Origin of the sequence: Streptomyces sp. NBC_01635, from assembly GCF_045209715.1 — a bacterium.
GTDB lineage: Bacteria > Actinomycetota > Actinomycetes > Streptomycetales > Streptomycetaceae > Streptomyces > Streptomyces hirsutus.
In genome coordinates, this window is the sequence record NZ_CP109277.1 from 3,569,217 (window position 1) to 3,594,943 (window position 25,727).

25 protein-coding genes are annotated in these 25,727 nt (G+C 71.3%); 10 read left to right on the forward strand and 15 right to left on the reverse strand.

Annotation, left to right across the window (positions count from 1 at the left end; all coding sequences use genetic code 11):
* Nucleotide 1: 1 nt before the first annotated feature.
* The 6 genes from OHB56_RS16690 to clpS form a co-directional block, all read right to left on the reverse strand.
* Entirely contained in the window at nt 2-343 is a 342-nt protein-coding gene (locus tag OHB56_RS16690) for a MoaD/ThiS family protein (RefSeq protein WP_326752981.1), read from the reverse strand.
* 124 nt (nt 344-467) lie between these two features.
* Entirely contained in the window at nt 468-563 is a 96-nt protein-coding gene (locus OHB56_RS16695) for a putative leader peptide (protein WP_324618299.1), read from the reverse strand.
* Nucleotides 564-715: 152 nt separating this feature from the next.
* Nucleotides 716-1,138, reverse strand: coding sequence for a Mov34/MPN/PAD-1 family protein (locus OHB56_RS16700; protein ID WP_055596886.1), 423 nt, complete (start codon nt 1,136-1,138; stop codon nt 716-718).
* Nucleotides 1,139-1,317: 179 nt separating this feature from the next.
* Nucleotides 1,318-2,745, reverse strand: a complete 1,428-nt coding sequence (locus OHB56_RS16705) for an amino acid permease (RefSeq protein WP_350858255.1) — start codon at nt 2,743-2,745, stop codon at nt 1,318-1,320.
* Nucleotides 2,746-3,221: 476 nt separating this feature from the next.
* Nucleotides 3,222-3,824 (reverse strand): DUF2017 domain-containing protein, encoded by a 603-nt coding sequence (locus OHB56_RS16710; RefSeq protein WP_326752984.1) that lies wholly within the window; start codon nt 3,822-3,824, stop codon nt 3,222-3,224.
* A gap of 82 nt (nt 3,825-3,906) precedes the next feature.
* Nucleotides 3,907-4,224 (reverse strand): ATP-dependent Clp protease adapter ClpS, encoded by a 318-nt coding sequence (gene clpS, locus OHB56_RS16715; RefSeq protein WP_055596881.1) that lies wholly within the window; start codon nt 4,222-4,224, stop codon nt 3,907-3,909.
* A 99-nt stretch (nt 4,225-4,323) separates the two neighbouring features.
* Between clpS and OHB56_RS16720 the strand changes: the two genes are divergently transcribed.
* Both OHB56_RS16720 and OHB56_RS16725 read left to right on the forward strand, forming a co-directional pair.
* Nucleotides 4,324-5,676, forward strand: a complete 1,353-nt coding sequence (locus tag OHB56_RS16720; RefSeq protein ID WP_326752985.1) for a nicotinate phosphoribosyltransferase — start codon at nt 4,324-4,326, stop codon at nt 5,674-5,676.
* A gap of 90 nt (nt 5,677-5,766) precedes the next feature.
* Nucleotides 5,767-6,354, forward strand: a complete 588-nt coding sequence (locus tag OHB56_RS16725) for a nicotinamidase (protein WP_406354149.1) — start codon at nt 5,767-5,769, stop codon at nt 6,352-6,354.
* Nucleotides 6,355-6,588: 234 nt separating this feature from the next.
* Here the strand turns inward: OHB56_RS16725 and OHB56_RS16730 are convergent, their stop codons facing one another.
* Both OHB56_RS16730 and OHB56_RS16735 read right to left on the reverse strand, forming a co-directional pair.
* Entirely contained in the window at nt 6,589-6,930 is a 342-nt protein-coding gene (locus tag OHB56_RS16730; protein WP_406354151.1) for a hypothetical protein, read from the reverse strand.
* Nucleotides 6,931-7,053: 123 nt separating this feature from the next.
* Nucleotides 7,054-9,426: an immune inhibitor A domain-containing protein gene (locus OHB56_RS16735; protein WP_406354153.1), complete on the reverse strand. Its 2,373-nt coding sequence runs from the start codon at nt 9,424-9,426 to the stop codon at nt 7,054-7,056.
* A 379-nt stretch (nt 9,427-9,805) separates the two neighbouring features.
* Here OHB56_RS16735 and OHB56_RS16740 point away from each other — a divergent pair, with 379 nt between their 5' ends.
* Nucleotides 9,806-10,096 carry a hypothetical protein gene (locus OHB56_RS16740; protein WP_326752989.1) on the forward strand — a complete coding sequence of 97 codons (291 nt, stop codon included), beginning with the start codon at nt 9,806-9,808 and terminating at the stop codon, nt 10,094-10,096.
* 52 nt (nt 10,097-10,148) lie between these two features.
* On the opposite strand, the gene OHB56_RS16745 is transcribed toward OHB56_RS16740, so the two are convergent.
* The gene (locus tag OHB56_RS16745; protein WP_326752990.1) at nt 10,149-10,871 is read right to left on the reverse strand and encodes an RDD family protein; all 723 of its coding nucleotides are present in this window, start codon (nt 10,869-10,871) and stop codon (nt 10,149-10,151) included.
* Between the two features lie 144 nt (nt 10,872-11,015).
* Entirely contained in the window at nt 11,016-12,587 is a 1,572-nt protein-coding gene (locus OHB56_RS16750) for an RDD family protein (protein ID WP_406354156.1), read from the reverse strand.
* A gap of 227 nt (nt 12,588-12,814) precedes the next feature.
* On the opposite strand from OHB56_RS16750, the gene OHB56_RS16755 reads away from it, so the two are divergent.
* Complete coding sequence (locus tag OHB56_RS16755; protein ID WP_406354158.1) at nt 12,815-13,225, forward strand: SsgA family sporulation/cell division regulator; 411 nt, start codon at nt 12,815-12,817, stop codon at nt 13,223-13,225.
* A gap of 38 nt (nt 13,226-13,263) precedes the next feature.
* On the opposite strand, the gene OHB56_RS16760 is transcribed toward OHB56_RS16755, so the two are convergent.
* Nucleotides 13,264-14,637 (reverse strand): FAD-binding oxidoreductase, encoded by a 1,374-nt coding sequence (locus OHB56_RS16760; RefSeq protein ID WP_406359106.1) that lies wholly within the window; start codon nt 14,635-14,637, stop codon nt 13,264-13,266.
* Between the two features lie 158 nt (nt 14,638-14,795).
* Here OHB56_RS16760 and OHB56_RS16765 point away from each other — a divergent pair, with 158 nt between their 5' ends.
* Nucleotides 14,796-16,271, forward strand: coding sequence for a tetratricopeptide repeat protein (locus tag OHB56_RS16765; protein ID WP_406354160.1), 1,476 nt, complete (start codon nt 14,796-14,798; stop codon nt 16,269-16,271).
* Between the two features lie 104 nt (nt 16,272-16,375).
* Here the strand turns inward: OHB56_RS16765 and hppD are convergent, their stop codons facing one another.
* Entirely contained in the window at nt 16,376-17,554 is a 1,179-nt protein-coding gene (gene hppD, locus OHB56_RS16770; protein ID WP_326752994.1) for a 4-hydroxyphenylpyruvate dioxygenase, read from the reverse strand.
* A 131-nt stretch (nt 17,555-17,685) separates the two neighbouring features.
* Between hppD and OHB56_RS16775 the strand changes: the two genes are divergently transcribed.
* From OHB56_RS16775 to OHB56_RS16795, 5 genes are all read left to right on the forward strand, one after another.
* Complete coding sequence (locus OHB56_RS16775; RefSeq protein ID WP_326752995.1) at nt 17,686-18,186, forward strand: Lrp/AsnC family transcriptional regulator; 501 nt, start codon at nt 17,686-17,688, stop codon at nt 18,184-18,186.
* 54 nt (nt 18,187-18,240) lie between these two features.
* Nucleotides 18,241-18,888, forward strand: coding sequence for an ABC transporter permease (locus OHB56_RS16780; protein WP_326752996.1), 648 nt, complete (start codon nt 18,241-18,243; stop codon nt 18,886-18,888).
* Nucleotides 18,881-20,212 carry an ABC transporter ATP-binding protein gene (locus OHB56_RS16785; RefSeq protein WP_406354163.1) on the forward strand — a complete coding sequence of 444 codons (1,332 nt, stop codon included), beginning with the start codon at nt 18,881-18,883 and terminating at the stop codon, nt 20,210-20,212. Before OHB56_RS16780 ends, OHB56_RS16785 begins: the two co-directional genes overlap by 8 nt.
* 164 nt (nt 20,213-20,376) lie before the next feature.
* Entirely contained in the window at nt 20,377-21,135 is a 759-nt protein-coding gene (locus OHB56_RS16790) for an ABC transporter permease (protein WP_406359108.1), read from the forward strand.
* Nucleotides 21,132-22,103 carry a glycine betaine ABC transporter substrate-binding protein gene (locus tag OHB56_RS16795; RefSeq protein WP_406354165.1) on the forward strand — a complete coding sequence of 324 codons (972 nt, stop codon included), beginning with the start codon at nt 21,132-21,134 and terminating at the stop codon, nt 22,101-22,103. The genes OHB56_RS16790 and OHB56_RS16795 overlap by 4 nt, the downstream gene beginning before the upstream one ends.
* A gap of 31 nt (nt 22,104-22,134) precedes the next feature.
* Here the strand turns inward: OHB56_RS16795 and OHB56_RS16800 are convergent, their stop codons facing one another.
* The 3 genes from OHB56_RS16800 to OHB56_RS16810 form a co-directional block, all read right to left on the reverse strand.
* The gene (locus OHB56_RS16800) at nt 22,135-22,926 is read right to left on the reverse strand and encodes a S16 family serine protease (protein WP_406354167.1); all 792 of its coding nucleotides are present in this window, start codon (nt 22,924-22,926) and stop codon (nt 22,135-22,137) included.
* A gap of 80 nt (nt 22,927-23,006) precedes the next feature.
* Nucleotides 23,007-23,645, reverse strand: coding sequence for a helix-turn-helix domain-containing protein (locus OHB56_RS16805; RefSeq protein WP_326753001.1), 639 nt, complete (start codon nt 23,643-23,645; stop codon nt 23,007-23,009).
* A 284-nt stretch (nt 23,646-23,929) separates the two neighbouring features.
* Nucleotides 23,930-25,720, reverse strand: a complete 1,791-nt coding sequence (locus OHB56_RS16810; protein WP_326753002.1) for a DEAD/DEAH box helicase — start codon at nt 25,718-25,720, stop codon at nt 23,930-23,932.
* Nucleotides 25,721-25,727: the final 7 nt, after the last annotated feature.

Consider the following 25,727-nt stretch of genomic DNA (forward strand, 5'->3'; position numbering starts at 1 on the left):
ATCAGGCCGTTCCCGCCCGCCGCCCGGCCGCCACCCCGGCCGGACGCGGCTTCGCCGCGGCAGAACCACCTGCCACGGCCGGCAGGATCGTGACGCTGTCGCCGTCGGTCAGCTTGGTGTTGATGCCGTCGAGGAAGCGGACGTCCTCGTCGTTGAGGTAGACGTTGACGAAGCGGCGCAGCTGGTCGCCCTTGGTGTCGTCGATGAGGCGGGCTCGGATGCCCGCGTGCCGGGTCTCGAGGTCGGCGAAGAGCTCGGTGAGGGTGTTCCCGGTACCCTCCACCGCCTTCTGACCGTCGGTGTACTGGCGGAGGATGGTGGGGATCCGGACCTCGATGGCCATGGCGTGGGACTCCTGTCGGTGTGGTCGTCTGGTTCGGTGGGCGCACGGCGGCGCGGGCGGTGCGGGTGGTGCGTACGCGGTGGAGCCGCCGGGGCTCACGGGCCGTACGGCGGGAGGCTCTGTGTCAACAGATGGCGCTGGCGAGTCTGCACAGGTCGACGTGCAGCCGCGCCACGAGCAGTTTGCCCGGCGTCCTGTCGCTCACGTCATGGAGAACCATGGGCTCATCGTATCGATTCCCGATGGCGGGATCCGAGTGTGGTCTCACACTTCGGAAGATGGCCGATCGGTATGTGGGAAGGGGCTGGTGGGGGCTCCGCCCGGTGCTGCTCGCGCGGGCGTCGGGAGGGACCGGGAGGGGCCGGGAGGAGGTCAGTACGCCTCGACGACCTTGATCTCCTCCTCGGTGACCTCGCCGTCCACGATCCGGAACGAGCGGAACTGGAAGTCGCCGAGGCCGTCGGTGTCGGCGGTGGAGACCAGGACGTAGTGGGCGCCGGGCTCGCTCGCGAGGGCGATGTCGGTGCGGGAGGGGTGCGCCTCGGTCGCGGTGTGCGAGTGGTAGACGATCACCGGCTCCTCGTCGTTGTCGTCCATCTCGCGGTACAGCTTGAGCAGGTCCTTCGAGTCGAACTCGTAGAACGTGGGCGAGCGGGCCGCGTTCAGCATGGGGATGAAGCGCTCGGGGCGGCCGGAGCCCACCGGGCCCGCCACCACACCGCACGCCTCGTCGGGGTGGTCCGCGCGCGCGTGGGCGACGATCCGGTCGTACAGCTCCTGGGTGATGGTCAGCATGGGGCTCAGGATAAGCATGCGGGCCGTTCCGTACCGAGGGGTGGTACGGAACGGCCCGCATGCCGGACGCGGGGCACCTCGACCGGTGGTCGTGCGGGAGTGCCACGAGCACTCCCGCACGACGGGTACGGCCACACGGCAGAACCCCACGGACGGTGCTCCCGCACGGCCGACAGGAGCTAGCCGCCGATTTTCTCGAACTTCGGCTCGCGTCCCTCGGTGATCCGCGGATTGCGGCTCTTGAGGGCCACCCAGCCGATCCCCAGGACGAAGGCCCAACCGGCCATCACGTAGAGGCAGATCCTGGCCTCCGCATCGATCGCGATGAGGGCGGTGACGAAGAGCAGGAACACGATGGCGATGTAGGAGCACACCGAGCCGCCGGGCGCCGGGAAGGAGGAGGCGGGCAGCCGGCCCGCGACCACCTGGCGGCGGTAGAGGATGTGGCTGATCAGGATCATCAGCCAGGTCCAGATGCCGGCCGCCGTGGCGATGGAGGTGACGTAGCCGAATGCCTTCTCCGGGACGACGTAGTTCAGGACGACGCCGATGCCCATGAAGACCACCGAGGTGGCGATGCCGAGCGCCGGGGTCTTGCTGGAGGACAGCCGCTGGTAGATCCGCGGGGCCTCGCCGTTTTCCGCGAGACTGCGCAGCATGCGGCCCGTGGAGTACATCCCGGAGTTGCAGGAGGACAGGGCGGCGGTCAGCACGACGAAGTTGACGATGGCGGCGCCGGCCGGAATGCCGATCTGGGCGAAGGCTTCGACGAAGGGGCTGACCCCCGGCGCGAACTCGGTCCACTTGACCACGCACAGGATGACGGTGAGGGCACCGACGTAGAACAGGGCGATGCGCCAGGGCAGGGTGTTGATCGCCTTGGGGAGTGTCTTCTCCGGGTTCTTGGACTCGCCGGCCGTGACGCCGACGATTTCGATGGCGAGGTAGGCGAACATGACGCCCTGGAGGGTCATCAGGGACGACCCGATGCCCTTGGGGAAGAAGCCGTCGAAGGCCCAGAGGTTGGACACCGCGGCGGTGTCCCCGGCGGCGCTGAAGCCGAAGGTGAGCACGCCCAGCCCGATCACGATCATGCCGATGATCGCGGTGACCTTGACCATCGAGAACCAGAACTCGATCTCGCCGAACATCTTCACCGAGATGAGGTTGGCCCCGAAGAGGACGATCAGGAAGACCAGGGCGGTGGCCCACTGCGGGATCTGTGGGAACCAGTAGTTGATGTAGATCGCGGCGGCCGTGAGTTCGGCCATACCGATGACGATCCACATCAGCCAGTACGTCCAGCCGGTGAAGTAGCCGAAGAACGGGCCGAGGAACTCCCGCGAGTACTCGGCGAAGGAACCCGAGACCGGGCGGTAGAGCAGGAGCTCACCGAGCGCCCGCATGATGAAGAAGATGATCACGCCGGCGAGGGCGTACATGACGATCAGGCTGGGTCCGGCCTTGGCGATGTTCGCCCCGGCTCCCAGGAAGAGGCCGACGCCGATGGCGCCGCCGATCGCGATCATCTGGACTTGACGGCCGCTGAGACCGCGCTCATACCCCTCGTCGGATACGGACTCCGTGTCGACCTGCGGTGAGGCCATGTGGCATGCGCCTTTCTCCATCCCGATCCGGGCCGCTGGTGGGCCCCGGACCGGGTCTCGGTCCCCCCGGACTGATGGAGCTGAGCGCGTCCGCTCATGCCTGGCCGGCGGTCGCCGGCTCGGTGGCGCACCCGGCAGGCGTACCGATGGTGTTCGCCGGGTGGTCGTGCAGATCTATCACGACCGCAACACTGATCAGCAGCGACTTGTGGCACACATCACAGGAGGAAGTGGACAAACGTCACCAGGAAAATACATAGGCGGCGGAAGCCTTGACAGGATCGCCACACGGACCTGAGTGTCCTCTGAGCGAACACATCGGCGGACTTTTCCGAACATCCCGGTCAGATGTACGGCATGGGCGGCGCCCTGCGCCGAGAGCGCGGCGCCGTACCGGCGGGCGTGACACGGCGCCGTCGGCCACGTGGCTCCCCGGGCCGCACGGTGCGGCCCGGCAGTGCCGTAAGCCGCGTGGCCTACGGCATCAGGGTCGAGACGAGGGTCTCCTGGAGGCCGCCGAGCCACAGGTACGCCATCACCATGGGCTTGCGCGGATCCTCGTCCGGGAGACGGAAGAGGAGGTCGGTGTCCTCCTCCTCGTCGATCTCCAGCCGGGACCCGATCGCCAGGCGCAGGTCGTTGAGCGCGCCGAGCCACTGCCGGGACTCCCCGGCGGACAGCTCGAGGACCGCCCCTCCCCCGCCGGCCGCGGCGAGCCCGTCCAGGGAGCGGATCACCGCGAGGGCGTTCTCGCGCTTGCCGGCCCGCAGGTCGTTCTCGGTGAAGCGGCGGAACTCCGCGGAGTGCGCCCGCCGTTGCTCGGCGTCCTTGGCCGAGGCGGGCTCCTCGGGGCCGCCGTAGGCGTCCGGGAAAAGCCGGCGCAGCACGGGGTCGGCGGGTGGTTCGCTCGGGCCCTCGGCGAAGAGTTCGGCGAGCGGGTCACCGGAGGCCTCCGCGGCCGGGCCGGGGCCGATCAGCTCCATGAGCTGCACGGCGAGGGACCGGATGATGGAGATCTCGACGTCGTCGAGGGCGACGGTCGCGCCGCCGCCGGGGAGCGGTTCGAAGTGTCCTGACATGGAGGCGATTCGCTACTTCCGGTCCTGCGGGCGGGGGCGGGTCACGGGCGGGCTGCTGTGCGGTTTTCCGGTCCTGTCCGGGCTACTTCCGGTCCTGCTGGAGAGTGGCCCACAGGCCGTAGCCGTGCATGGCCTGGACGTCGCGTTCCATTTCCTCGCGGGTGCCGGTGGAGACGACGGCCCGGCCCTTGTGGTGGACGTCGAGCATGAGCTTGGTGGCCTTGTCCTTGGAGTAGCCGAAGTACGCCTGGAAGACGTACGTCACGTAGCTCATGAGGTTGACCGGGTCGTTGTGGACGAGGGTGATCCAGGGGACGTCGGACTCGGGCACGGCGAAAACCTCTTCCGCCGACTCGGTGCGTTCGATCTCCAGGGGTGCGGGTGACGTCACACTGCCCATGCTGCCACCGGAAGGGGCCGGGAGTACAAACCGGCGTACGCGGTCGGGGACACCGAACTGAAATCGTCAGAACGACGAAAAGGGGGTAGCATCCGTCGTATGAACACAGCGGACCTTGGGCTGCCGGTGACTGTTCCGTCGACGGCGCTCTTCACCGACCACTACGAGTTGACGATGCTGCAGGCCGCCCTGAGCGGGGGCACCGCCGACCGGCGCAGCGTGTTCGAGGTCTTCACCCGGCGCCTGCCGGACGGCCGCCGCTACGGCGTGGTGGCCGGCACCGGGCGGGTCCTGGACGCGGTGGAGAACTTCCGTTTCGACGGCCCCCTCCTCGACTTCCTGCGCGAGAAGAACGTCGTCGACGGGCCGACCCTCGACTGGCTGGCCGACTACCGCTTCACCGGGGACATCTGGGGCTACCCGGAGGGCGAGGTGTACTTCCCGGGCTCGCCGATCATGCGGGTCGAGGGCAGCTTCGCGGAGTGCGTGCTGCTGGAGACGGTGGTCCTGTCGATCCTCAACCACGATTCGGCGATCGCCGCGGCGGCCTCCCGGATGTCCTCCGCCGCCGGGGACCGGCCGCTGATCGAGATGGGCGCCCGGCGCACCCACGAGCTGGCCGCGGTGGCCGCCTCCCGGGCCGCCTACGTGGGCGGCTTCACCTCCACCTCCGACCTGGCGGCCGGGTTCCGCTACAACATCCCGACCGTGGGCACCTCCGCCCACGCCTTCACCCTGGTGCACGACAGCGAGCGCGACGCCTTCCGGGCGCAGGTGGACTCCCTCGGCGCCGGTACGACGCTCCTCGTGGACACCTACGACGTGACCGAGGCGGTCCGTACGGCCGTCGAGATCGCCGGCCCGTCCCTGGGCTCGGTCCGGATCGACTCCGGCGACCTGCTCCTGGTCGCGCACCGGGTGCGGCAGCAGCTGGACGAGCTGGGCGCCACCGGCACGAAGATCACCGTGACCTCGGACCTCGACGAGTACGCCATCGCCTCGCTGGCCGCCGCGCCGGTGGACGCGTACGGCGTCGGCACCCAGCTGGTGACCGGTTCCGGGCACCCGACGGCCTCCATGGTCTACAAGCTGGTCGCCCGCGCCGAGTCCGCCGACGCCGGGGCGCCGCTGGTGCCCGTGGCGAAACGGTCCACCGGCGGCAAGACCTCCATCGGCGGCCGCAAGTGGGCCGCGCGCCGGCTGGACGAGCGCGGTGTCGCCGAGGCCGAGGTGATCGGCACCGGGCAGGTGCCCGAGGAGCTGGCCGACCGGCAGCTGCTGGTGGAGCTGGTCAAGGGCGGCGAGGTGACCGCGACCGCGCGCGAGCCGCTGGACCGGCTCCGCGAACGGCATGCCGCGGCCCGCGCCGGCCTGCCGCTGTCCGCGACCCAGCTGTCCCGCGGGGAACCCGTCATTCCGACGGAGTACCTGCACCTGGGCTCGGGTAGCTAACGGCTGTCCCGCGAGCCCCTGTCCCCGATCCCCCTGTCCCCCCGTTCCGCAGCCGACCCCCGACCGATCCCCAGCCGAAGGAATCCGACCATGCGCCGCGCCTTGATCGTCGTCGACCTGCAGAACGACTTCTGCGAGGGGGGCAGCCTCGCCGTGTCCGGCGGTGCGGATGTGGCCGCCGCCATCACCGAGCTGATCGCACGGGTGCCCGGCGGGTACCGGCACGTGGTGGCCACCCGCGACCACCACATCGCCCCCGGCGGCCACTTCGCCGACAACCCCGACTTCGTCCACTCCTGGCCCGCGCACTGCGTCGCCGGGACGGAGGGGGCCGGCTTCCATCCGAACTTCGCCCCCGCGGTCGCCTCCGGCGCGGTCGACGCCGTCTTCGACAAGGGGGCGTACTCGGCGGCGTACAGCGGCTTCGAGGGGGCCGAGGAGAACGGCGTGGCGCTGGCCGACTGGCTGCGCGCCCGCGAGATCGACGAGGTGGACGTGGTGGGCATCGCCACCGACCACTGCGTCCGGGCGACCGCCCTGGACGCCGCCCGTGAGGGTTTCCGCACCCAGGTCCTGCTGGACCTCACCGCGGGGGTGGCCGCGCAGACCACCGAGCGGGCGCTCGACGAGCTGCGCGGGGCGGGTGTGGAGCTCTCGGGGAAGCCGGTCGTGCATTGAGCCCTCCCCCGGCTCGAGCCGGGGGGTTCCTGGTTCAGGAATCCCCCGGGCCGGTGGCTTGCGGGGTCCTGCTCCCTCCACACCGGCCGGGACGGAACCCGCCCGGTTCGTCGAGCGAAGCTCGGGTGTGCCGTCCTGGTTCTCGATCGACACGATGTGCGCGCCGGGTTCTCGCAACGCACGGCAGGCGCTTCACCCGATCACGTGACACGGGACCGCCGGGGCCCCGCGAGGTCAGGCGGGGGCCGCGGGGCGCCTGAGCAGCGCCCTGATCGGATGCCACAGCTCCACGGCCAGCTCGGGGCCGGTCAGGACACCGTTGTCGGGGGCCGTGCGCCATATGAGGCCGTCGGGGTGGTGCAGCACCGCGGTGATCTCGTCGGGGCTCGGCGGAGCCGCGTTGCCTCGCAGGTAGACGGCCCGCAGGCCCAGGTTGCGCAGCCTCGTCAGGGCGCGTGCCCGGTTGCGCGCGTGCACGAGGAAGCGCACCGAGCCGGGGCCGGCGGCGGGGCTGGGCAGGTTCAGTGCCACCACCACGGTGCCGTTCGGCAGCTTGCTGAAGCCTCCTGCGGCCATGGAATTCATACCCCCGTCGGACCAGGTGTCAATAAGAGCGTCACAGGACGCACCTAAACACGGATCGGCGGCAACCCGCCAGTGGGTCGCCGCCGATCACGTTTTGACCTGGTAAGACGCGGTTTACTTCGTTGCGCGGCTTACTTCGAGGTGGATCGTCGAGCCGTCCCCGGCCTCCTTGACGATCTTGATCTTCGTGTTGGTGTCAGTGATCTTGACGCCGCCGCCCGGGTTCGCCTCGTCGTAGTAGGTGTGGGCGCGGTCGTCGAAGACCGACACACCCTTCGAGGAGCGGATCTTGGTCGCGACGCCGCTCTTGTGCAGCGTGATGCCGTCCGTGCGGAAGGTGCTGAAGGTCGAGTCGTACGTCTGGATGCGGTTGCGCATCAGCGTGCCGTCGGACCACTTCAGCGCGGCCGGGTGCGCGTCGACCGGCAGGACCAGGCCCGTGCCCGGGTGCCGGCTGGTGTTGTTGTCCGCCTGCGAGGTGTCCCACTTCCAGATCAACAGGCCGTTCTGGTAGGGGAAGTGCTCCACCCAGTCCGGACGGCTGTTCGCGAAGCCGAAGTTGTACGGGCCGACCTTGAGGGTCTTGTCGTACGACACGTACTGGCGGTTCTCGGCGATGTAGTACTGCGCGTAGTCGTGGGTGAACGACGCGCCGATGCGGGAGAAGCCGTTCGCCGTCCAGGCGGCGTCGGCGGTCTCGGCGTTGTCCGTGAACAGCGCGGTGCCGTCCGCGGTCACCGAGATCCGGTCGGCCGCGAAGCCCTTCATCGCCAGGCCGCCGTCGGTCTGGTAGCGGAAGCGCAGGTCGATCCGCTGACCGGCGTAGGCGTCCAGCGGGTAGGCCAGCGGCTTGTAGCCGTCGACCGTGCCGTACAGGGCCGGCTTGTCGCTGCCGTCGCGCGGGAGCGGCGAGCCGTCCACCGTGCCGTCCAGGACGGTCCAGTTGGCGCCGCCGTCGGTCGAGACCTCGGCGTAGAGGAAGTCGTAGTTGGCCTCGATCTCGTACCAGCCGTCGAGCGTCAGCTCGGCCGTCGAGGCGCCGGTGAGGTCCACGGAACGGGTCAGCGTGTTGCGCAGATCGTCACCGCTGCCGCTCCACCACTGGGTCCGGCCCTCGGCGGGGGCCACGATCTCGGTGGTGACCGCCTTCTCGGGCAGTTCGACCACGAGGGCTTGCTTGTCCTTGGTGTTGTACTCGGCGTAGCCCAGCTTGTGCTTCGACTTCGTCGCGGCCTTGGCCGTGTCGTAGTCCAGCCAGCCCAGCTGGAGCTTGTCCCAGGCGGTCATGTCGCCGGGCAGGTCGCCGATCTCGTTCTTCCCGGTGCCGAGCCAGGAACCGGAGGACATCAGGGTCCAGAAGCCGGTGGAGTTCTCGCCGCCCGCGGTGTCGTAGTGGTCCGGCAGGCCGAGGTCGTGGCCGTACTCGTGGGCGTAGACGCCGAGTCCGCCGTTCTCCGGCTGGATGGTGTAGTCGCCGGCCCAGATGCCGGTGTCGCCGACGGGCGCGCCGCCGAGCTTGTTGTGCTCGGGGCCGGTGGCTCCGGCGTCGGTGCCGAAGGCGTACCAGCGGTGGGCCCAGATCGCGTCCTCGCCCTGGGCGCCGCCGCCGGCGGACTCGTCCTCGCCGGCGTGCACGACCTGGAAGTGGTCGATGTAGCCGTCGGGCTCGTTGAAGTCGCCGTCGCCGTCGAAGTCGTAGCGGTCCCACTCGTCGAACTTCGCGACGTCCGCCTTGATCTCGGCGTCGGTCGCCCCCGCCGCCCTCTGCTGGGCGATCCACGCGTTCAGACCGTCGCTGACGACGTTCCACACGCTCGAGCAGGTGCTGGCGCCGCAGGCGTTGTTGCCGTAACGGGCCTCGTTGTAGGGGACCTTGACCCAGTCCGAGACCTGGCCCTCGACGGAGTAGCGGCCCGAGGACTGCTTCTCGAAGTACGTCTTGACCGACTCGACACCCTTGCCGGTGCCGAAGTACATGTCCTCGAAGTGCTTCTGGTCGTAGTCCGCCTGCCACGCGGTGGAGTTGTCCGTGCCGCGGTCCGGCTCGGCGATCTCGTTGCGCAGCGGGCCGCGGGTGCCGCCGTAGCGGCTGTCGATCCCGTCGCCGAACTCGACCAGGATCGTGAAGATCTTGTCGGTCTTCTCGCGGCCGAGCTCGACGTACTTGCCGGTGCCCTTCTTGCCCTTGCCCTTGCCCTTGAGCTCGACGACCTTCGAACCGTTCCGGTCCTTGACCGAGGACTCGCCGGATATGACCTGCCTCAGGGCCTCCTGGCGCTGGGCGTCCTGGGTCTTGGAGAGCGGGCCCTCGAGGTCGTGCTCGACGTGGTGGTGGTCCGCCGGGTCCTGCCGGTCCACACCGGCCGGCCGGTCGGCCCCTCCGGCCGTGTCGGCCTGGGCCACGGTGAACGCAGAGCAGGTGGCGGCGATCGCCGCCAGTGCCACGCCTGTCGCGGCCGCTCTGGACGTCCAGGGTCTACTGGTCACTTGAGATCCCCTCTGGCGTGCGCGTGCGCGAAGCTGGGGTCCGGGTGACGGATAGTCGCGCACACGTGATCAACGCGTGTAGTCAAGTGACCACATTTGACTAGAGGTTCAGCAGAAAAAACAGACCTTGACTTGAACAGGTCAACTGCATTACACGGAGAAGGGGTTCGTTTTACGGACACGGGAGGGCCGTTTACGGACACGGGGGGTCTGTTTCACCGTCGAGATGACTCCGTGCGCCCCCTGTGCACCAGTCCTGTCGGTTAGGTCATGCTTACTGTGCGTTCCGCTCGGGCACTCTCGCGGTTAGAGTCGCTTGGCGGCACACCGTTGAGCCGGTGGAACGCCAGGCCGACAGACCCCGACTCACGAGGACACGATGGCCATGCCCCGTCCGACTGTCGCTCAGTTCGCCTACGGTGCGTGCACCGTGGTCCTCTCCGCCTTCGCCCTGCTGCTGTTGTCACGGACGAGTTCGGGCGTGGGCATCGCGCTCGTCGTCGTCGCGGCGCTCGCTCTCGGGCTGCTGGTGGCCATGACGGCGCCTCAGCCGAAACCCCGCCCCGCCCCGGTGCTGCGGTCACTGCCGCAGGAGCCGGTCCGGGCGACCCTCCCCTCGCCGGCGACCGTGCCGGCCCGCGAAGCCGTGCGGGAGCGGGCGGTTTCCTGAGACCGGCCGACCGCGGGCGTCCTTCACCGGAGGCCCGCCGGCCGGTCCCGTGTCATTGGGTGCTGACCACGACCGTCTTGGCGGCCTTGTCGTGCAGGCCCTGCTTGTAGGGCTTGTCGAAGAAGCTCCAGCCGCCCGCGATCACGGTCCACACGCAGGCGCAGCAGAACGCGAACGGAATCCACAGCACGGCGGCGCGCATCAGTGACGTCTGCACGGAGGGCGTCGAGCCGTCGGACAGGTCGGCCACCCGCAGCTTCAGCCACTTCTTGCCGAGGGTCTGCCCGGAGCGGGAGGTCAGGACGGTGTCGTAGGCGATGTAGAGGACCGCGGCGACGAGGGACTGGGTGAAGGACTTGCCCACGTCGACCCGGTCACCGCTCACGTCGTACTCGCTCACGCCGAACGGCCAGGTGAGCAGCCAGACGACGAAACCCACCATGATCATGTCGATGATCCTGGCGAGGGTGCGCCTGCCGCTGTCGGCGAGGGGCGGCATCCCGGCGAGGGGGTCGCCGGGGCCGGGGCCGTACGGGCTGCCACCGCCACCCCCGTAGGGACCTCCGCCGCCTTCCCCGTACGGGCCGCCGGCGCCACCGCCGTAGGGGCCGCCACCACTGCCGTAGGGGTCGCCGCCCCCGCTCCCGTACGGACCGCCGCCGTGAGGGCCGCCCCCTTGCTGCGGCGGGGGCTGACCGCCGGGCGGGGGGTGCTTCTTGAACGGGTCGTCGTCCGGCGGCTGCTGACCGGAGCCGGGGGGCGGTTCGCTACTCATGGCCCGAGTCGACCGCGAACCCCCCGGTCACGCATCCGGCGAGCCGCCGTCCGGAGTACCGGTGCCGCGGCCCGCCCGCGCAGCCGGTCCGAAGAGGTGATTCCCCGTCTGTTCCCCGCCCGGTCCCCCGTGGTCCCGGCCGGGTCAGCCCGCCACGAAGGTGTGCGCGGCCTTGTCGTGCCAGCACTGCCGCCACGGCTTGTCGAACAGGCACCACAGGACGCCCACCACACCGACGACGAGCACTCCCGGGATGCTGTAGACCAGCCAGCGGCGCAGAGCCGCGCCGAACCCGGGCGCGTCGTGCCCCTCGATGTCCCGCACCTCGAGCCCCAGCAGCTTCTTGCCCAGGGTGCGGCCCCACTTGGCGGTGGGCAGCACCTCGCAGAGGACACCGCCGAGGAGGAGGACGGCGAGGACGATGCCCAGGTACACCGACGTGGTGCCGTCGAGCAGCCACACCGTGACGGTCCTGCCGGACAGCTTGGCCGCGTCGATCTTCTCGTTGATGTGGTCCGCCGCCGCGATGCCCAGCGGTACGGCGGCCAGGGCGGTGACGCCGCCGAGGACGACGGTGTCCAGCAGCCGCGCCACCAGCCGCTTGCCGAGCCCCGCGGGGCGGGCCGAGGCCTGACGCCTGGCGGCGGCCTGGAAGACGTCCTCGACCGGCGGCTTCCACGGCGCGACCGGCGCCTCCTCCCCGTCCAGTCGGTGCACCTGCTGCGCCCAGGACGACTGGCCGCCACCGTGACCGCTCGTCAGCGGCCGGGAGGCGGAAGCGGGGGCGGGCATGGGGGCGGGGACGGACGCGGGCTCCGGTGCGGCGGACCGGGGCGGGACGGCCGGGGCCGCGGAGGCCTGCTGCGGCCCGGACACCGGTGCCGGGGCCGGACTTTCGTTCCCCGCCTGCCCGGAGGCCGTGCGTGCGGCACGGGCGGCGGCGGCCTTCCCGGCCCCGAACCCGGGACGCCCGGACGACCCGGAACCGGAGGAGGCCGCGCCGGAACCCCGGCGCGGGCCGACGGCACGGAAGGTCATGGTGCCCTCGTCCGCGATCGCGCTGTCGGAGGCCGCGGCGGGCGCGGGGACTCCGGCGGAACCGCTGTCCGCGCTCGGCGACTCGGCCGTCGGCGGGCGGAACACGAACGGGTTGCCCGCGGGCGCCGCACCGGCCTCCGCACCGCCCGTGCCCGCGGAATCGCCGCCCGCCGGACCCGACGCGTGCGCCGCTCTCGGGTCCGCTCCCCAGGAGACCCGGCGGTCCGGTTCGCCGCCGAAGCCCGACTGGTGGGAACGGTCGGCGCCCCATGCCGAGGCGGGCTCGGGCCGGCTGCCGTGCTGCGAGTCGGCCGGCAGGGAGGACGGGGAGAAGGGAGAGGACGGAGACGGGACCTGGGAAGGCGAAGGCGAAGGAGACGGCGAAGGCGAAGGAGACGGCCACGAGGACGACGGTGCGGGCCCGTCGACCGGGTCCTCGTCGAAGAAGTGCGGGCCGGTCTCCTCGACGGCGGGCACCGCCGGGGCGGAGCCGGGGGAACCGGCACCGCCGGACGCCGACGGCGCGAGCGGCGCGCCGCCGCCGTCCGGCGCCGGACGGCTGGTGCCCGGTACCCAGGCGGCACCGTTCCAGTACCGGACGTATCCGGGAACGGACGGATCCGGGTAAAAGCCTTCGCGCGGCGCGTCGTCGCCGGGGGCCGGGGTTGGGGCGCTCATGTCCGTCGTCCCGTATCTGCTCGCGGGTGGGTCGGGGGCACCACATTTATCAGACGGGCGCAAGAACCAGGGCCCGTCCGGCCGGACACACCCCTTTCGAGCACCGATGTGTCAGCGCGAAAAAACTTTCGCGAAGCCGCGTAATGCTCCCGGTCCTTCTCCCTCTCTCCGGTGACGGCCCCCCGCGGGCACCTGTACGAGAGTTCACGAGAGAGAGGACCTGCGCCATGGACATCGTGGTGGAGCGCGAAGTGGAACTGTGGCTCATCCTGTCGCCGGAGCGGGACGTCCCGGTGTCGGCCCGGCTCGGCTACCGCACCGACGACCCCTACGCCGTGCACATCGCCTTCCACACCACATCCGGGCAGCCGGTGCACTGGACGTTCGCCCGCGAACTGCTGATCGAAGGCGTGTTCCGGCCGTGCGGGCACGGTGATGTGCGGGTGTGGCCGTCGAAGGCGGAGGGGCGCGGCGTCGTCCTGGTGGCGCTGAGCTCGCCCGACGGGGACGCCCTGCTGGAGGTGCCGACGGCGCAGCTGTCGTCGTGGCTGGAGCGGACGCTGCGGGTGGTGCCGCCGGGCGGCGAGAGCGAACGGCTCGGGCTGGACGACGGACTGGCCGCGCTGTTCGCCCCGTGAGGGCACGGGGTGCACGGGGCGCACGGGAGGGCGGCGGGTCAGAAGAGCTTGCCCGGGTTCAGGAGGTTCAGCGGGTCGAAGACCTGTTTGACGGCCCGCTGCATCTCCATGCCCACCGGGCCGATCTCGCGGGCCAGCCATTCCTTCTTCAGCACGCCGACGCCGTGCTCGCCGGTGATGGTGCCGCCGAGTTCCAGGCCGAGGGCCATGATCTCGTCGAAGGACTCGCGGGCCCGGCGGGACTCGTCGGGGTCCTGGGCGTCGAAGCAGACGGTCGGGTGGGTGTTGCCGTCCCCCGCGTGGGCGACGACACCGATGGTGAGCCGGTGCTTCTCGGCGATCCGCTCGACGCCGTCGATGAGTTCGCCGAGCCGGGAACGGGGCACGCACACGTCGTCGATCATCGTGGTGCCCTTGACCGCCTCCAGGGCGACCAGGGCCAGGCGCCGGGCCTTGAGCAGCAGTTCGGACTCGGCGGCGTCCTCGGCCGGTACGACCTGGGTGGCGCCGGCCGCCTCGCACAGCGCGCCGAGGGCGGTGAGGTCGGCGGCGGGGTCGGTGGTGTCGAACGCGGCGAGCAGCAGGGCCTCGGTGCTCTCCGGCAGCCCCATCCGGGTCATCTCGTTGACGGCCTTGACCGTCGTGCGGTCCATGAGCTCGAGGAGCGAGGGGACGTGTCCGCCGGCCATGATGCGGCACACGGCGTCGCAGGCGGCGGCGCCGGAGGCGAACTCGGCGGCCAGCACCAGCTGCTCGGGCGGTTTGGGCCGCAGGGCGAGGGTCGCGCGCACGACGACGCCGAGGGAGCCCTCGGAGCCGACGAACAGGCGGGTCAGGTCGTATCCGGCGACGCCCTTGGCGGTGCGGCGGCCGGTGGACATCAGGCGGCCGTCGGCGAGGACCACGTCGAGGCCGAGCACGTACTCGGCGGTGACGCCGTACTTCACGCAGCACAGCCCGCCGGAGGCGGTGCCGATGTTGCCGCCGATGGTGCAGGTCTCCCAGCTGGAGGGGTCGGGCGGGTAGTAGAGGCCGTGTTCGCCGACGGCGCGGGAGAGGGTGGCGTTGACGACGCCGGGTTCGACGACGGCGACCCGGTCGACGGGGTTGATCTCCAGGATGGCGTCCATCCTGGTCAGGGAGAGCACGATGCATCCGTCGGTCGCGTTGGCGGCGCCGGACAGGCCGGTGCGGGCGCCCTGCGGGACGACGGGGACGCGCAGGGCGGTGGCGGTGCGCATGACGTGCTGCACCTGTTCGACCGTGCGGGGCAGGACGACCACCGCCGGGGCGCCGGCCGGGCAGAAGCTCGCCATGTCGTTGGCGTAGGAGGCCGTGACGTCGGGGTCGGTGAGCACGGCCTCGGGGGGCAGGCCGTCGAGCAGCCCGCCGACGAGAGGGCCGGCCGCCATCATGTCTTCATCGCGTCGCACCTCGATACTGCTCACGATCCCAGCGTGACACCCGGGGCCATCGGTGTGAACCCCACGTACGTCACCCGGCCGTAAGCCGCCGCGAACCGGGGTGTGGTTCGTCGTATCGGCGGATGATGTGACGCACAGTGTGCGCCATGGACGACAAGCCGCAGGAGACCGGGAGCGGGAACGACACCCGTGGGCAGAACGAGACCCGTGGACGGGTGAGCCGCGGGCGCCGGGTGCGGTTCGGTTCGGCCGCCGCCGGGTGTGCCGTGCTCGGCGGAGTGCTGGTGCTGCTGCCATGGGAGCGCGGGACGGAGGCGCCACCGGATCCGGTGCTCGGGGCGCTGGCGCGGGCGGCGGTGGCCAGTGGGGTGCCGGCGTCGCTGCCCGGTCTGGAGGCGCTGGTCGAGGAGCGGGAGCGGCATCTGGAGAAGCATCCGAAGGACGCGGAGTCCTGGGCGGTGCTCGGGGCGGCCCGGGTGGAGCAGGGACGGCGGCTGGCGGATCCCGCGCGGTACTCGCGGGCCGAGCAGGCACTGCGCACCTCGCTGAAGGTGCGGCCGCGGGGCAACGCCGCGGCGCTGCGCGGGCTGGCGGCGCTGGCGAACGCGCGCCGCGACCATCCCGTCGCCCTCGAGTGGGGCGAGCGAGCACGGAAGCTGGAGCCCGAGCGGTGGACGACGTACCCTCCGCTGGTCGAGGCGCACGCCGGGCTCGGTGACGGCAAGGCGGCGGGGAGGATGCTGGACCGGCTGAAGGCGTTGCGGTCGGATCCGGCCGTGATGGCGCTGGCGGCAGCCGTGTACCGGGACAAGGGCCTGCGGGAGGACGCGGCGGCCCAGCTCGCCGACGCCGCCGCGGCGGCCGGGCAGCCGGCCGAGCGGGCGGCGTACCTGGAGCGGGCCGGGCAGCTGGCCTGGGAACACGGCGACCGGGAGGACGCCCTGGGGCACTTCCGGGAGGCGGTGCGCGTCGACCCGGACCAGCGGGCGGCGCGGGCGGGGCAGGGCAGGGCGCTGGCCGCGCTCGGCCGGACCACGGAGGCGCTCGGCGCCTACCGGGCGGCGCTGGCCGGGCAGCCGCTGCCGGAGTACGAGCTGGAACTGGGTGAGCTGTACGAGTCCCTGGGACTGCGGCGGGACGCCCGGGTCCACTACGACCTGGTGCGCTCCCGGGTACGCGAAGCCGCCGCCCACGGCGCCGACGGGGATCTGGTGCTCGGCCGGTTCGAGGCGGACCACGGGGACCCCCGGGCCGCGGTGCGGCGGCTGCGGACGGAGTGGAAGCGGCAGCCGTCGACGGAGGTGGCCGACGCACTGGGCTGGGCGCTGCACCGGGCGGGGCGCTCCGAGGAGGCGCTGGAGTTCGCGGTGCGGGCGACGGAAGGGGCGACGGAGGGGACGACGGAGGGGGCGCACGACGGCGGGGCGCTCAACGCGCTGCACGCCTTCCACCGGGGCATGATCGAGCGCGAGCTGGAGCGGTACGGGCCCGCGCGCCGGCATCTGCGGGAGGCCTTGCGGATCAACCCGCACTTCTCCCCGCTGCGGGTGCCGCAGGCGAAGGCGGCGCTGGAACGGCTGGGCGAGCCGTCGGTCGGGGACGGGCCGCCGGACTGGTCGTGAGGAGAACCGGCGAGGGCCGGACGCGGAGGGTGCCCTCCGCGTCCGGCCCTCGCCGGCACCGGTCCCGCCGTCGTCCGGTCGGCACCGGTCCCGCCGTCGTCCGGTCACAGGTTGCCGCGGCGTTCCTGCTCCCGCTCGATCGCCTCGAAGAGGGCCTTGAAGTTGCCCTTGCCGAAGCCCATGGAGCCGTGCCGCTCGATGATCTCGAAGAACACGGTCGGCCGGTCCTGGACCGGCTTGGTGAAGATCTGCAGCAGGTAGCCGTCCTCGTCCCGGTCGACGAGGATCTTCAGCTCGCGCAGGGTGTCGACCGGGACCCGGGTCTCGCCGGCCCACTCGCCGAGGGTGTCGTAGTACGAGTCCGGGGTGTCCAGGAAGCGCACACCGGCGGCGCGCATCTGGCGGACCGTGTGCACGATGTCGTTGCTGTTGAGCGCGATGTGCTGGACGCCGGCGCCGCCGTAGAACTCCAGGTACTCGTCGATCTGGGACTTCTTCTTGGCGACGGCCGGCTCGTTGATCGGGAACTTGACCTTGAGGGTGCCGTCGGCGACCACCTTCGACATCAGCGCGCTGTACTCGGTGGCGATGTCGTCGCCCACGAACTCCTTCATGTTCGTGAAGCCCATGACCTTGTTGTAGAAAGCGACCCACTCGTTCATCCGGCCGAGTTCGACGTTGCCGACGCAGTGGTCGATGGCCTGGAAGAAGCGCATGGGGGCACCTCCCACGCCTTCAGCAGTGGGGGAGGGCGGCTCGACGATCGGCTCGGCGGCCACGAAACCGGGCAGGTAGGGCCCGTCGTAGCCGGTGCGCTCGACGAGGGTGTGCCGGGTCTCGCCGTACGTGGCGATCGCGGCGAGGACGACGGTGCCGTGCTCGTCCTTCAGCTCGTACGGCTCGGCGAGCGGGCGGGCGCCGTGCTCGACGGCGTAGGCGAACGCGGCGCGCGCGTCCGGGACCTCGAGGGCGAGGTCGACGACGCCGTCGCCGTGGGCGGCCACGTGCTCGGCGAGGAAGGCGCCCTGTTCGGTGGACTGCTTGATCACCGAGGTGAGGACGAAGCGGGCGGAGCCGCTCTCCAGGACGTAGCTCGCGGTCTCGCGGCTGCCGTTCTCCGGTCCGGAGTAGGCGACCAGCTTCATGCCGAAGGCGGTGGAGTAGTAGTGCGCCGCCTGCTTGGCGTTGCCCACGGCGAAGACGACCGCGTCCATTCCCTTGACCGGGAAGGGATCGGCCTGCCGGGCGGTCGGGTCGGGAGCGTGGTGTGTGGTCTGCGTCATAGGTGCAGGGTGGGCCAGCTCCGCAAGGTGCGCAATAGTTCGCCTGTTCACTGGGCATAGTGTCCAGTGACCTGCCGCGATCGGCGGGCTTTCTGTACAGGATGACCAGGCGACCAGGAGCGGAGGCCGGCATGGCGATCGATCGGCTGGACGGCCGGATCATCCTGCTCCTCGCGCGGGAGCCCCGCGTCGGGGTGCTGGAGATGTCCCGGCGGCTGGGGGTGGCGCGGGGGACGGTGCAGGCGCGGCTGGACCGTCTTCAGTCGAACGGAGTCATCCGCGGCTTCGGTCCCCAGGTGGATCCGGCGGCCCTCGGCTACCCGGTCACGGCGTTCGCGACGCTGGAGATCCGGCAGGGTCAAGGGGCGGATGTCCGGGCGCACTTGGCGACCGTTCCGGAGGTCCTGGAGCTGCACACCACGACCGGCAGCGGGGACATGCTGTGCCGGCTCGTGGCCCGCTCCAACGCCGATCTCCAACGGGTGATCGACCGTGTCGTCGGTTTTGATGGCATCGTCCGGGCCGCCACGGCGATCGTGATGGAGAACCCCGTTCCGCTGCGGATCATCCCGCTGGTGGAGCAGGCCGCGCTCCTCGAACCGCCGGGCGGGGACCCGGACGGACCGGACTGAGCCGGACCGAGCCGGGCCGACCGGACGGGCGTGGCCGAGGTGGGGTGAGCGGACGTGAACTTCTGGGAGTACCTGGGCAACCGCCACCAGCAGCTGCTCGTCGACACGTACCAGCACGCGAGCGTGGTCTTCCAGTGCATGGTGGCGGCGACCGTGATCGGCGTGCTGATCGGGGTGGCGACGTACCGCAGCGACTGGGCGGGCAGCATGGCCACGACGGCCACCTCCACCCTGCTGACCATCCCGTCGCTGGCCATGATCGGCCTGCTGATCCCGATCGTGGGGCTCGGGGTGCCGCCGACGGTGATCGCGCTGACGCTGTACGGGCTGCTGCCGATCGTGCGGAACGCGATCGTCGGCCTGCGCGGGGTCGATCCCGCGCTGGTGGACGCGGCCACCGGTATCGGCATGTCGCGGGTGGCCCGGCTGGCCCGGGTGGAGCTGCCGCTGGCCTGGCCGCCGATCCTCACCGGGATCCGGGTCTCCACGCAGATGCTGATGGGCATCGCCGCCATCGCCGCGTACGCCTCCGGCCCCGGCCTCGGCAACCTGATCTTCCGCGGGATCGCCTCGCTGGGCAGCAGCAACGCGCTCAACCAGGTGCTCGCGGGCACCCTCCTGATCATCCTCCTCGCGCTGCTGTTCGACGCCGGGTACGTCCTGATCGGGCGGCTCACCATCTCCAGGGGGATCCGTGCCTGAGTCACCCGCTTCGGCGTCGCCCGGCTCACCCGAAGCGCCCGGCGCCGCCACCGGATCCGCCGCCGCCACCGGCGCGACCGGCACCACCAGCGCTACCGGCACCACCGGCGCGACCATCGAGCTGGAGAGCCTCACCAAGCGGTATCCGGGCAGTCCGCAGCCGGCCGTGGACAACGTCGACATGGAGATCAGGGCGGGCGAGACGGTCATCCTCGTCGGTCCATCCGGCTGCGGGAAGTCGACCACCCTGAAGATGATCAACCGGCTGATCGAGCCGAGCGGCGGCCGCATCCGCATCGGCGGCGAGGACGTCACCGACATGGACCCGGTGAGGCTGCGCCGCCAGGTCGGGTACGCGATCCAGTCCAGCGGACTGTTCCCGCACATGACGGTGGCCCAGAACATCGCGCTGGTGCCGAAGATGCTGCGCTGGCCGGCGGCCCGGGTGCGGGCGCGGGTGGAGGAGATGCTGGACCTGGTCGGGCTGGACCCGGGCGAGTTCCACGGCCGCTACCCGCGCCGGCTCTCCGGCGGGCAGCAGCAGCGGGTGGGCGTGGCGCGGGCGCTGGCGGCGGATCCGCCGGTGCTGCTGATGGACGAGCCGTTCGGGGCGGTGGACCCCATCACCCGCGACCACCTCCAGGACGAGCTGATCCGGCTGCAGCACGAGCTGCACAAGACGATCGTCTTCGTCACCCACGACTTCGACGAGGCGATCAAGCTCGGCGACCGGATCGCGGTCCTGCGCGAGCGCTCGCACATCGCCCAGTTCGACACCCCGGAGGCGATCCTCACCAACCCGGCGGACGACTTCGTGTCCGGCTTCGTCGGGGCCGGGGCCGCGCTGAAGCGGCTGAACCTCACCCGCGTACGGGACGTGGGGATCACCGACTATCCGACGGTGACCGTCGACGACCCGCTCCAGCGGATCTTCGACCTGCTCCGCTCCAGCGGCTCCAACGAGATCCTGCTGCTCGACCGGCGCCGCCGCCCCTACAAGTGGCTCCGGCGCGGCGACCTGATGCGGGCCAAGGGCTCGCTGGCCCGCGCGGGCACCCTGGTGCACGACACGGTGACCCGGGACGCCACCCTGCGGGACGCGCTGGAGGCGGTGCTCACCGACAGCTCCGGGCGGGTGGCGGTCACCGGCGGGCGCGGTACGTACGAGGGCGTCGTCGACGTGGAGACACTGATGAACTCCGTGCACGAACTGCTGGAGGCCGACCGGCTGGAGGCGATGGAGGCCCAGCACGAACTGGAGGGGCACCGGGCCGGCCGGACGCACGCCGAGCAGGAGGGTGCGGGCGGGGAGGCGGACGCGTGAGCGCCTCCTCCCGGCGGCGGACGCCCCGCGAGCGGCGGCCTCCCGGCGAGCACGAGGCCAAAGGAGGGCTCGCCTTCCGGAACGGGGACGAGGACCGGAACCAGGACGAGCACAGCGGCGGGGACAGCGGTGGCGGCGGGGCCGGGAAGGGGGCGGCCGGATCCGTGTCCTCGGCCGCGGACGCCTCCCGCGTGACGTGGCAGAAGCTGACGCTCCTGCCCGTGGTGCTGATCGTCCTCCTGTTCGCCACCTGGCTGTGGTTCACGCAGGCCGACCTGGACGCGCTGTCCGAGAACGCGCTCTCCGACGGGCAGGTGACCAAGGCGCTCCGGCAGCACGTCGTCCTGACCGTGATCTCGACGTTCTTCGTGCTGATCATCGCGATCCCGTCGGGCATCCTGCTGACCCGGCCGGCGCTGCGCAGGGCCGCCCCGGCCGTGATGGCGTTCGCCAACATGGGCCAGGCGACGCCCGCGATCGGTCTGCTGGCCCTGCTGGTGATCTGGCTGGGCATCGGTCGCAGGGCCGCCCTCATCGGGATCATCGCCTACGCCGTGCTGCCGGTGCTCTCCAACACCATCGCGGGCCTGCGGGCCAACGATCCGACGCTGCTGGAGGCGGCGCGCGGCATCGGCATGTCCCCGCCGGGTGTGCTGGCCCGCGTGGAACTGCCCCTGGCCGTCCCGCTCATCCTCGCCGGGGTGCGCACGGCCCTGGTCCTGAACGTCGGCACCGCCACCCTGGCGACCTTCGGCGGGGGCGGCGGCCTGGGCGTCCTGATCACCACCGGGATCACCAGCCAGCGGATGCCGGTGCTGGTGCTGGGCTCGATCCTCACCGTCGCCCTGGCCCTGCTGGTGGACTGGCTGGCCTCGCTGGCCGAACTGCTGCTGCGGCCGCGGGGGCTGGAGGCGGACGCGTGACGAGGCGGTACGGGTGTCCGCTGCTCGCCGGGGTGCTGCTGGCGGGGGTCTTTTCCTGCGGGCTGACCAGCGGGTCCCCCATGGTCGACGACGTGGAGCCGGGCACGATCGGGCGGGGGAAACCGCTCGAGGGCGCGAAACTCACCGTCACCTCGAAGGAGTTCACCGAGCAGCTGATCCTGGGCGCGATCATGGGCATCGCCTTCCAGGCGGCGGGCGCCGAGGTCGTCGACCGCACCGGCATCCAGGGCTCCGTCGGCGCCCGGGAGGCGGTGGTGGGCGGGGACGCGGACGCCGCGTACGAGTACACCGGCACGGCGTGGATCACCTACCAGGGCAACAGCAAGCCCCTTCCCGACCCGCGCGAGCAGTGGGAGGCGGTGCGCGAGGCCGACCGGAGGAACGGGGTGGCCTGGCTGGAGCCGTCGGAACTGAACAACACCTACGCCCTGGCCATGAACCAGGCCAACTTCAAGAAGTACGGCACGAGGACGCTGTCCGAAGTGGCCGCGCTGGCGAAGTCCGATCCGGCCGCGGTGACCCTGTGCGTGGAGGGCGAGTTCGCCAACCGGACGGACGGGCTGCCGGGCCTGGAGAAGGCCTACGGCATGAACCTGGCCGCGGGGAACGTCACACAGATGGACACCGGGATCATCTACACCCAGACGGCCAAGGGCGCCTGCACCTACGGCGAGGTGTTCACCACCGACGGCCGGATCAAGTCCATGAACCTGGTGGTGATGGAGGACGACAGGAAGTTCTTCCCCAACTACAACGCGGCGCCGGTGATCAACGCCGGCACCCTGAAGGAGTGGCCGGCGATCCCCGGGGTCCTGGACCCGGTCTCGTCGAAGCTGGACAACGAGGTGGCGCGGACCCTGAACGCCAAGGTGGACGTGGACGGCGAGGACCCCCACCAGGTGGCGCTGGACTGGATGGTGGACGAGGGGTTCGTCAAGGAGAAGTAGAGCGGTGCGGCGGCGCGGCCGTGCCGGGCGGTCAGCAGCTCGGGACCTTGCCCGCGCCCTTCTCCAGGTCGACCAGCGCATCGACGGTGCCCTCGAGGGTGGTGACCGGGATCAGGCGCAGGCCGTCGGGGAGTTCCGCCTGCGCGTCGGCGCACTCGGCCTCGGGGACCAGGAAGACGGTGGCGCCGTCCCGCCGGGCGGCCTGTGTCTTCAGCGGCACTCCGCCCACGGTGCCGACCCTGCCCTCGGCGTCGATCGTCCCCGTACCGGCGATGATCCGGCCGCCGGTGAGGTCGCCGCCGCTGTCGTCGCCGTTCAGCTTGTCGACGATGCCGAGGGAGAAGAGCAGGCCGGCGCTGGGGCCGCCGACGTCGGCGAGTTTCAGGTCGACCTCGATGTCCTTGCCGTCCAGGTCCAGGTAGCCCAGCGCGGCCCGGGTCGCCTCCTCCTGCGAGGAGCGCATCTGCTTCTCGTTGTACTGCTCGATCTCCTCGAGGTTGTCCCCGGTGGGGTAGACCGAGTCGCGGGGCATGACGGCCCGGTCGGTGTCGAACCAGGCGTCGAGGACGTCCGGGAGGCTCACCCGGGTGTCGGGGGAGGTCGCCTCGATCGTCGTCATCCGCAGCTGGCCGGTGGTCGCACGGGTCTTCGCGCCGGAGATGGTGATGACCTGCGTGCCCTTGTTCTCGCCGAGCACGTCGGCCGTCAGCCCCGGCTGCGCCACCGAGAACGGCAGCGGCGCGAACACCGCCGTGGCCAGCAGGGCGACGACGGGAACGGCACAGACGGCCAGGGTCTGGAGACGCGTGAGGCGAGAGAGCACGGGATCAATCTAACGTGACGCTCCGGCCCGGCCCCGGCCGCCTGCGGGCGGGGCCGGGGCCGCCCCTGCGGCACCGGCCGTCAGCGCAGCGCCTCCGCGACCTCGCGGGCCGCGTCCATGACGCGGGGGCCGACCCGTTCGGGGACCACGTCGGCCAGCATCACCACGCCGACACTGCCCTCGACGCCGGTGACCCCGAGCAGGGGCGCCGCCGCTCCGCACGCGCCGGCTTCCAGTTCGCCGTGGGTGAGGGTGTATCCGGGGTCGCGCGGCCGCTGCCGGGCCGCGATGATCGCCCGGCCGGCGGCGCCCCGTTCCAGCGGATGCCGGAATCCGGCCCGGTAGGCCACGTGGTAGTCCGTCCACGACGGTTCCACCACGGCGACGGCCAGCGCTTCGGCCCCGTCCACCAGCGTCAGGTGCGCGGTCGCGCCGATGTCCTCCGCCAGCGACCGCAGGGCCGGCATCGCGGCCTCGCGTACGAGCGGGTGCACCTGGCGGCCCAGCCGCAGCACCCCGAGTCCGACCCGGGCCCGTCCGCCGAGGTCACGGCGGATGAGCGCGTGCTGTTCCAGGGTGGCGAGCAACCGGTACACGACAGTCCGGTTCACGCCCAGTCTGTGGGAAAGCTCGGTGACGGTCAGACCGTGGTCCGTGTCGGCCAGCAGTTTGAGGACCCGCAGTCCCCGGTCGAGCGTCTGAGAGGTCTCCGCGGTCACGACGCCCACTCCTTCGGGGTCAGGTCGGCGGCCTCTCGCGGCAGGTGCGTCACCGAGTCCCGTCGGTGACGCGCTCCAGAGGCCGCCGATCGGCCGGCGGCCCGGCTGTGTCCCGGGCGCAGTCGCTTCACGGCTGCGCTCCGCGGCGGCGCTGCCACGGGGCGTGTGCGTAGCGGGACAGTAGCGAGCCGGTTCGGTCAGCGGAAGGCTCCGTCCAGAATCCGGGCACCGATGACCGTGAAGTGGCACCGTTTGACGCGATATGCACAGAGGGCGAAGGGAATTCACCGCATGCGGGTGGCCCACTCCTGCACCTTGGCGATCCGCTGACGCAGCTGTCCCGGTGTGGCCTCGGCGGCGGGCGGCCCGCCGCAGGCTCGGCGCAGCTCGGTGTGGATGACGCCGTGCGGTTTGCCGCTCTGGTGCACGTAGGCGCCGACCATGTTGTTGAGCTGCCGGCGCAGTTCCATCATCTCCTTGTGGGAGACCACGGGGCGCCGCTCGGCGGGCAGTTCGAGCAGATCGGCCTCGGTGTCCGGCTTCTTGCGGCTGTGCGCGATCTGCCGGGCCTGCCGCTTCTGCAGCAGCAGCTCCACCTGGTCGGGTTCGAGGAGCCCCGGGATGCCCAGGTAGTCCTGCTCCTCCTCGCTGCCGGGGTGGGCCTGCATGCCGAAGTCGGCGCCGTTGTAGGTGACCCGGTCGAAGACGGCGTCGGACTCCAGCGCCTCGAAGGGCAGCATGTCCTCGCCGGTGTCCTCGTCCTGCTCCCGGTTCGCCTCGTCCATCTCCTGCTCGGACTCGGCGTACGGGTCCTCCTCGCCCTCCTTCTTGGGCTTGTCGAGGACGTGGTCGCGCTCGCGCTCCATCTCGTTGGCGAAGGTGAGCAGGTCGGGCACGGTCGGCAGGAACACGGAGGCGGTCTCGCCGCGCCGCCTCGACCGCACGAAACGGCCGACGGCCTGGGCGAAGAACAGCGGGGTGGAGATGGTGGTCGCGTACACGCCGACGGCCAGGCGCGGCACGTCGACGCCCTCGGACACCATGCGGACGGCGACCATCCACCGGTCGTCGCTGCCGCTGAACTCGTCGATGCGTTTCGAGGCGCCGGTGTCGTCGGACAGGACGACGGTGGCCTTGCTGCCGGTGATCTCGCGGATCAGCTTGGCGTAGGCGCGGGCGGAGTCCTGGTCGGCGGCGATGACGAGGGCCCCGGCGTCCGGGACGGACTTCCTGACCTCGGTCAGCCGCTGGTCCGCGGCGCGCAGCACGGACGGCATCCACTCGCCGCGCGGGTCCAGGGCGGTGCGCCAGGCCTGGCTGACCGCGTCCTTGGTCATGGGCTCGCCGAGGCGGGCCTCGATCTCGTCGCCGGCCTTGGTGCGCCAGCGCATGTTGCCGCTGTAGGAGAGGAAGATGACGGGACGGACGACGTTGTCGCGGAGCGCGGAACCGTAGCCGTAGGTGTAGTCGGCGGCCGACCGGCGGATGCCGTCGTCGCCCTCCTCGTACGCCACGAACGGGATGGGGTTGGTGTCGGACCGGAACGGCGTACCGGTCAGCGCGAGCCTGCGGGTGGCCGGCTCGAACGCCTCCAGGCAGGCCTCGCCCCAGGACTTGCTGTCACCGGCGTGGTGGATCTCGTCGAGGATGACGAGGGTCTTGCGCTGCTCGGACCGGTTGCGGTGCAGCATGGGGCGCACGCCGACACCGGCGTAGGTGACGGCGACCCCGTCGTAGTCCTTGCCGACCGGGCCCGCACTGTACTCGGGGTCCAGCTTGATCCCGATCCGGGCGGCGGCCTCGGCCCACTGCTTCTTCAGATGCTCGGTGGGCGCGACGACGGTCACCTGCTGCACGACGTGGTGGTGCAGCAGCCAGGAGGCCAGCGTCAGCGCGAAGGTGGTCTTGCCGGCGCCGGGGGTGGCGACCGCCAGGAAGTCGCGCGGCTGCGTCTGGAGGTACCTCTCCATCGCCCCCTGCTGCCAGGCCCGGAGCTTTCCGGCGGTGCCCCAGGGGGCCCGGCCGGGAAAGGCGGGGGACAGGTGGTGCGAGGAGGAAGCGGCGGTGGTAGTCACGGTCTCC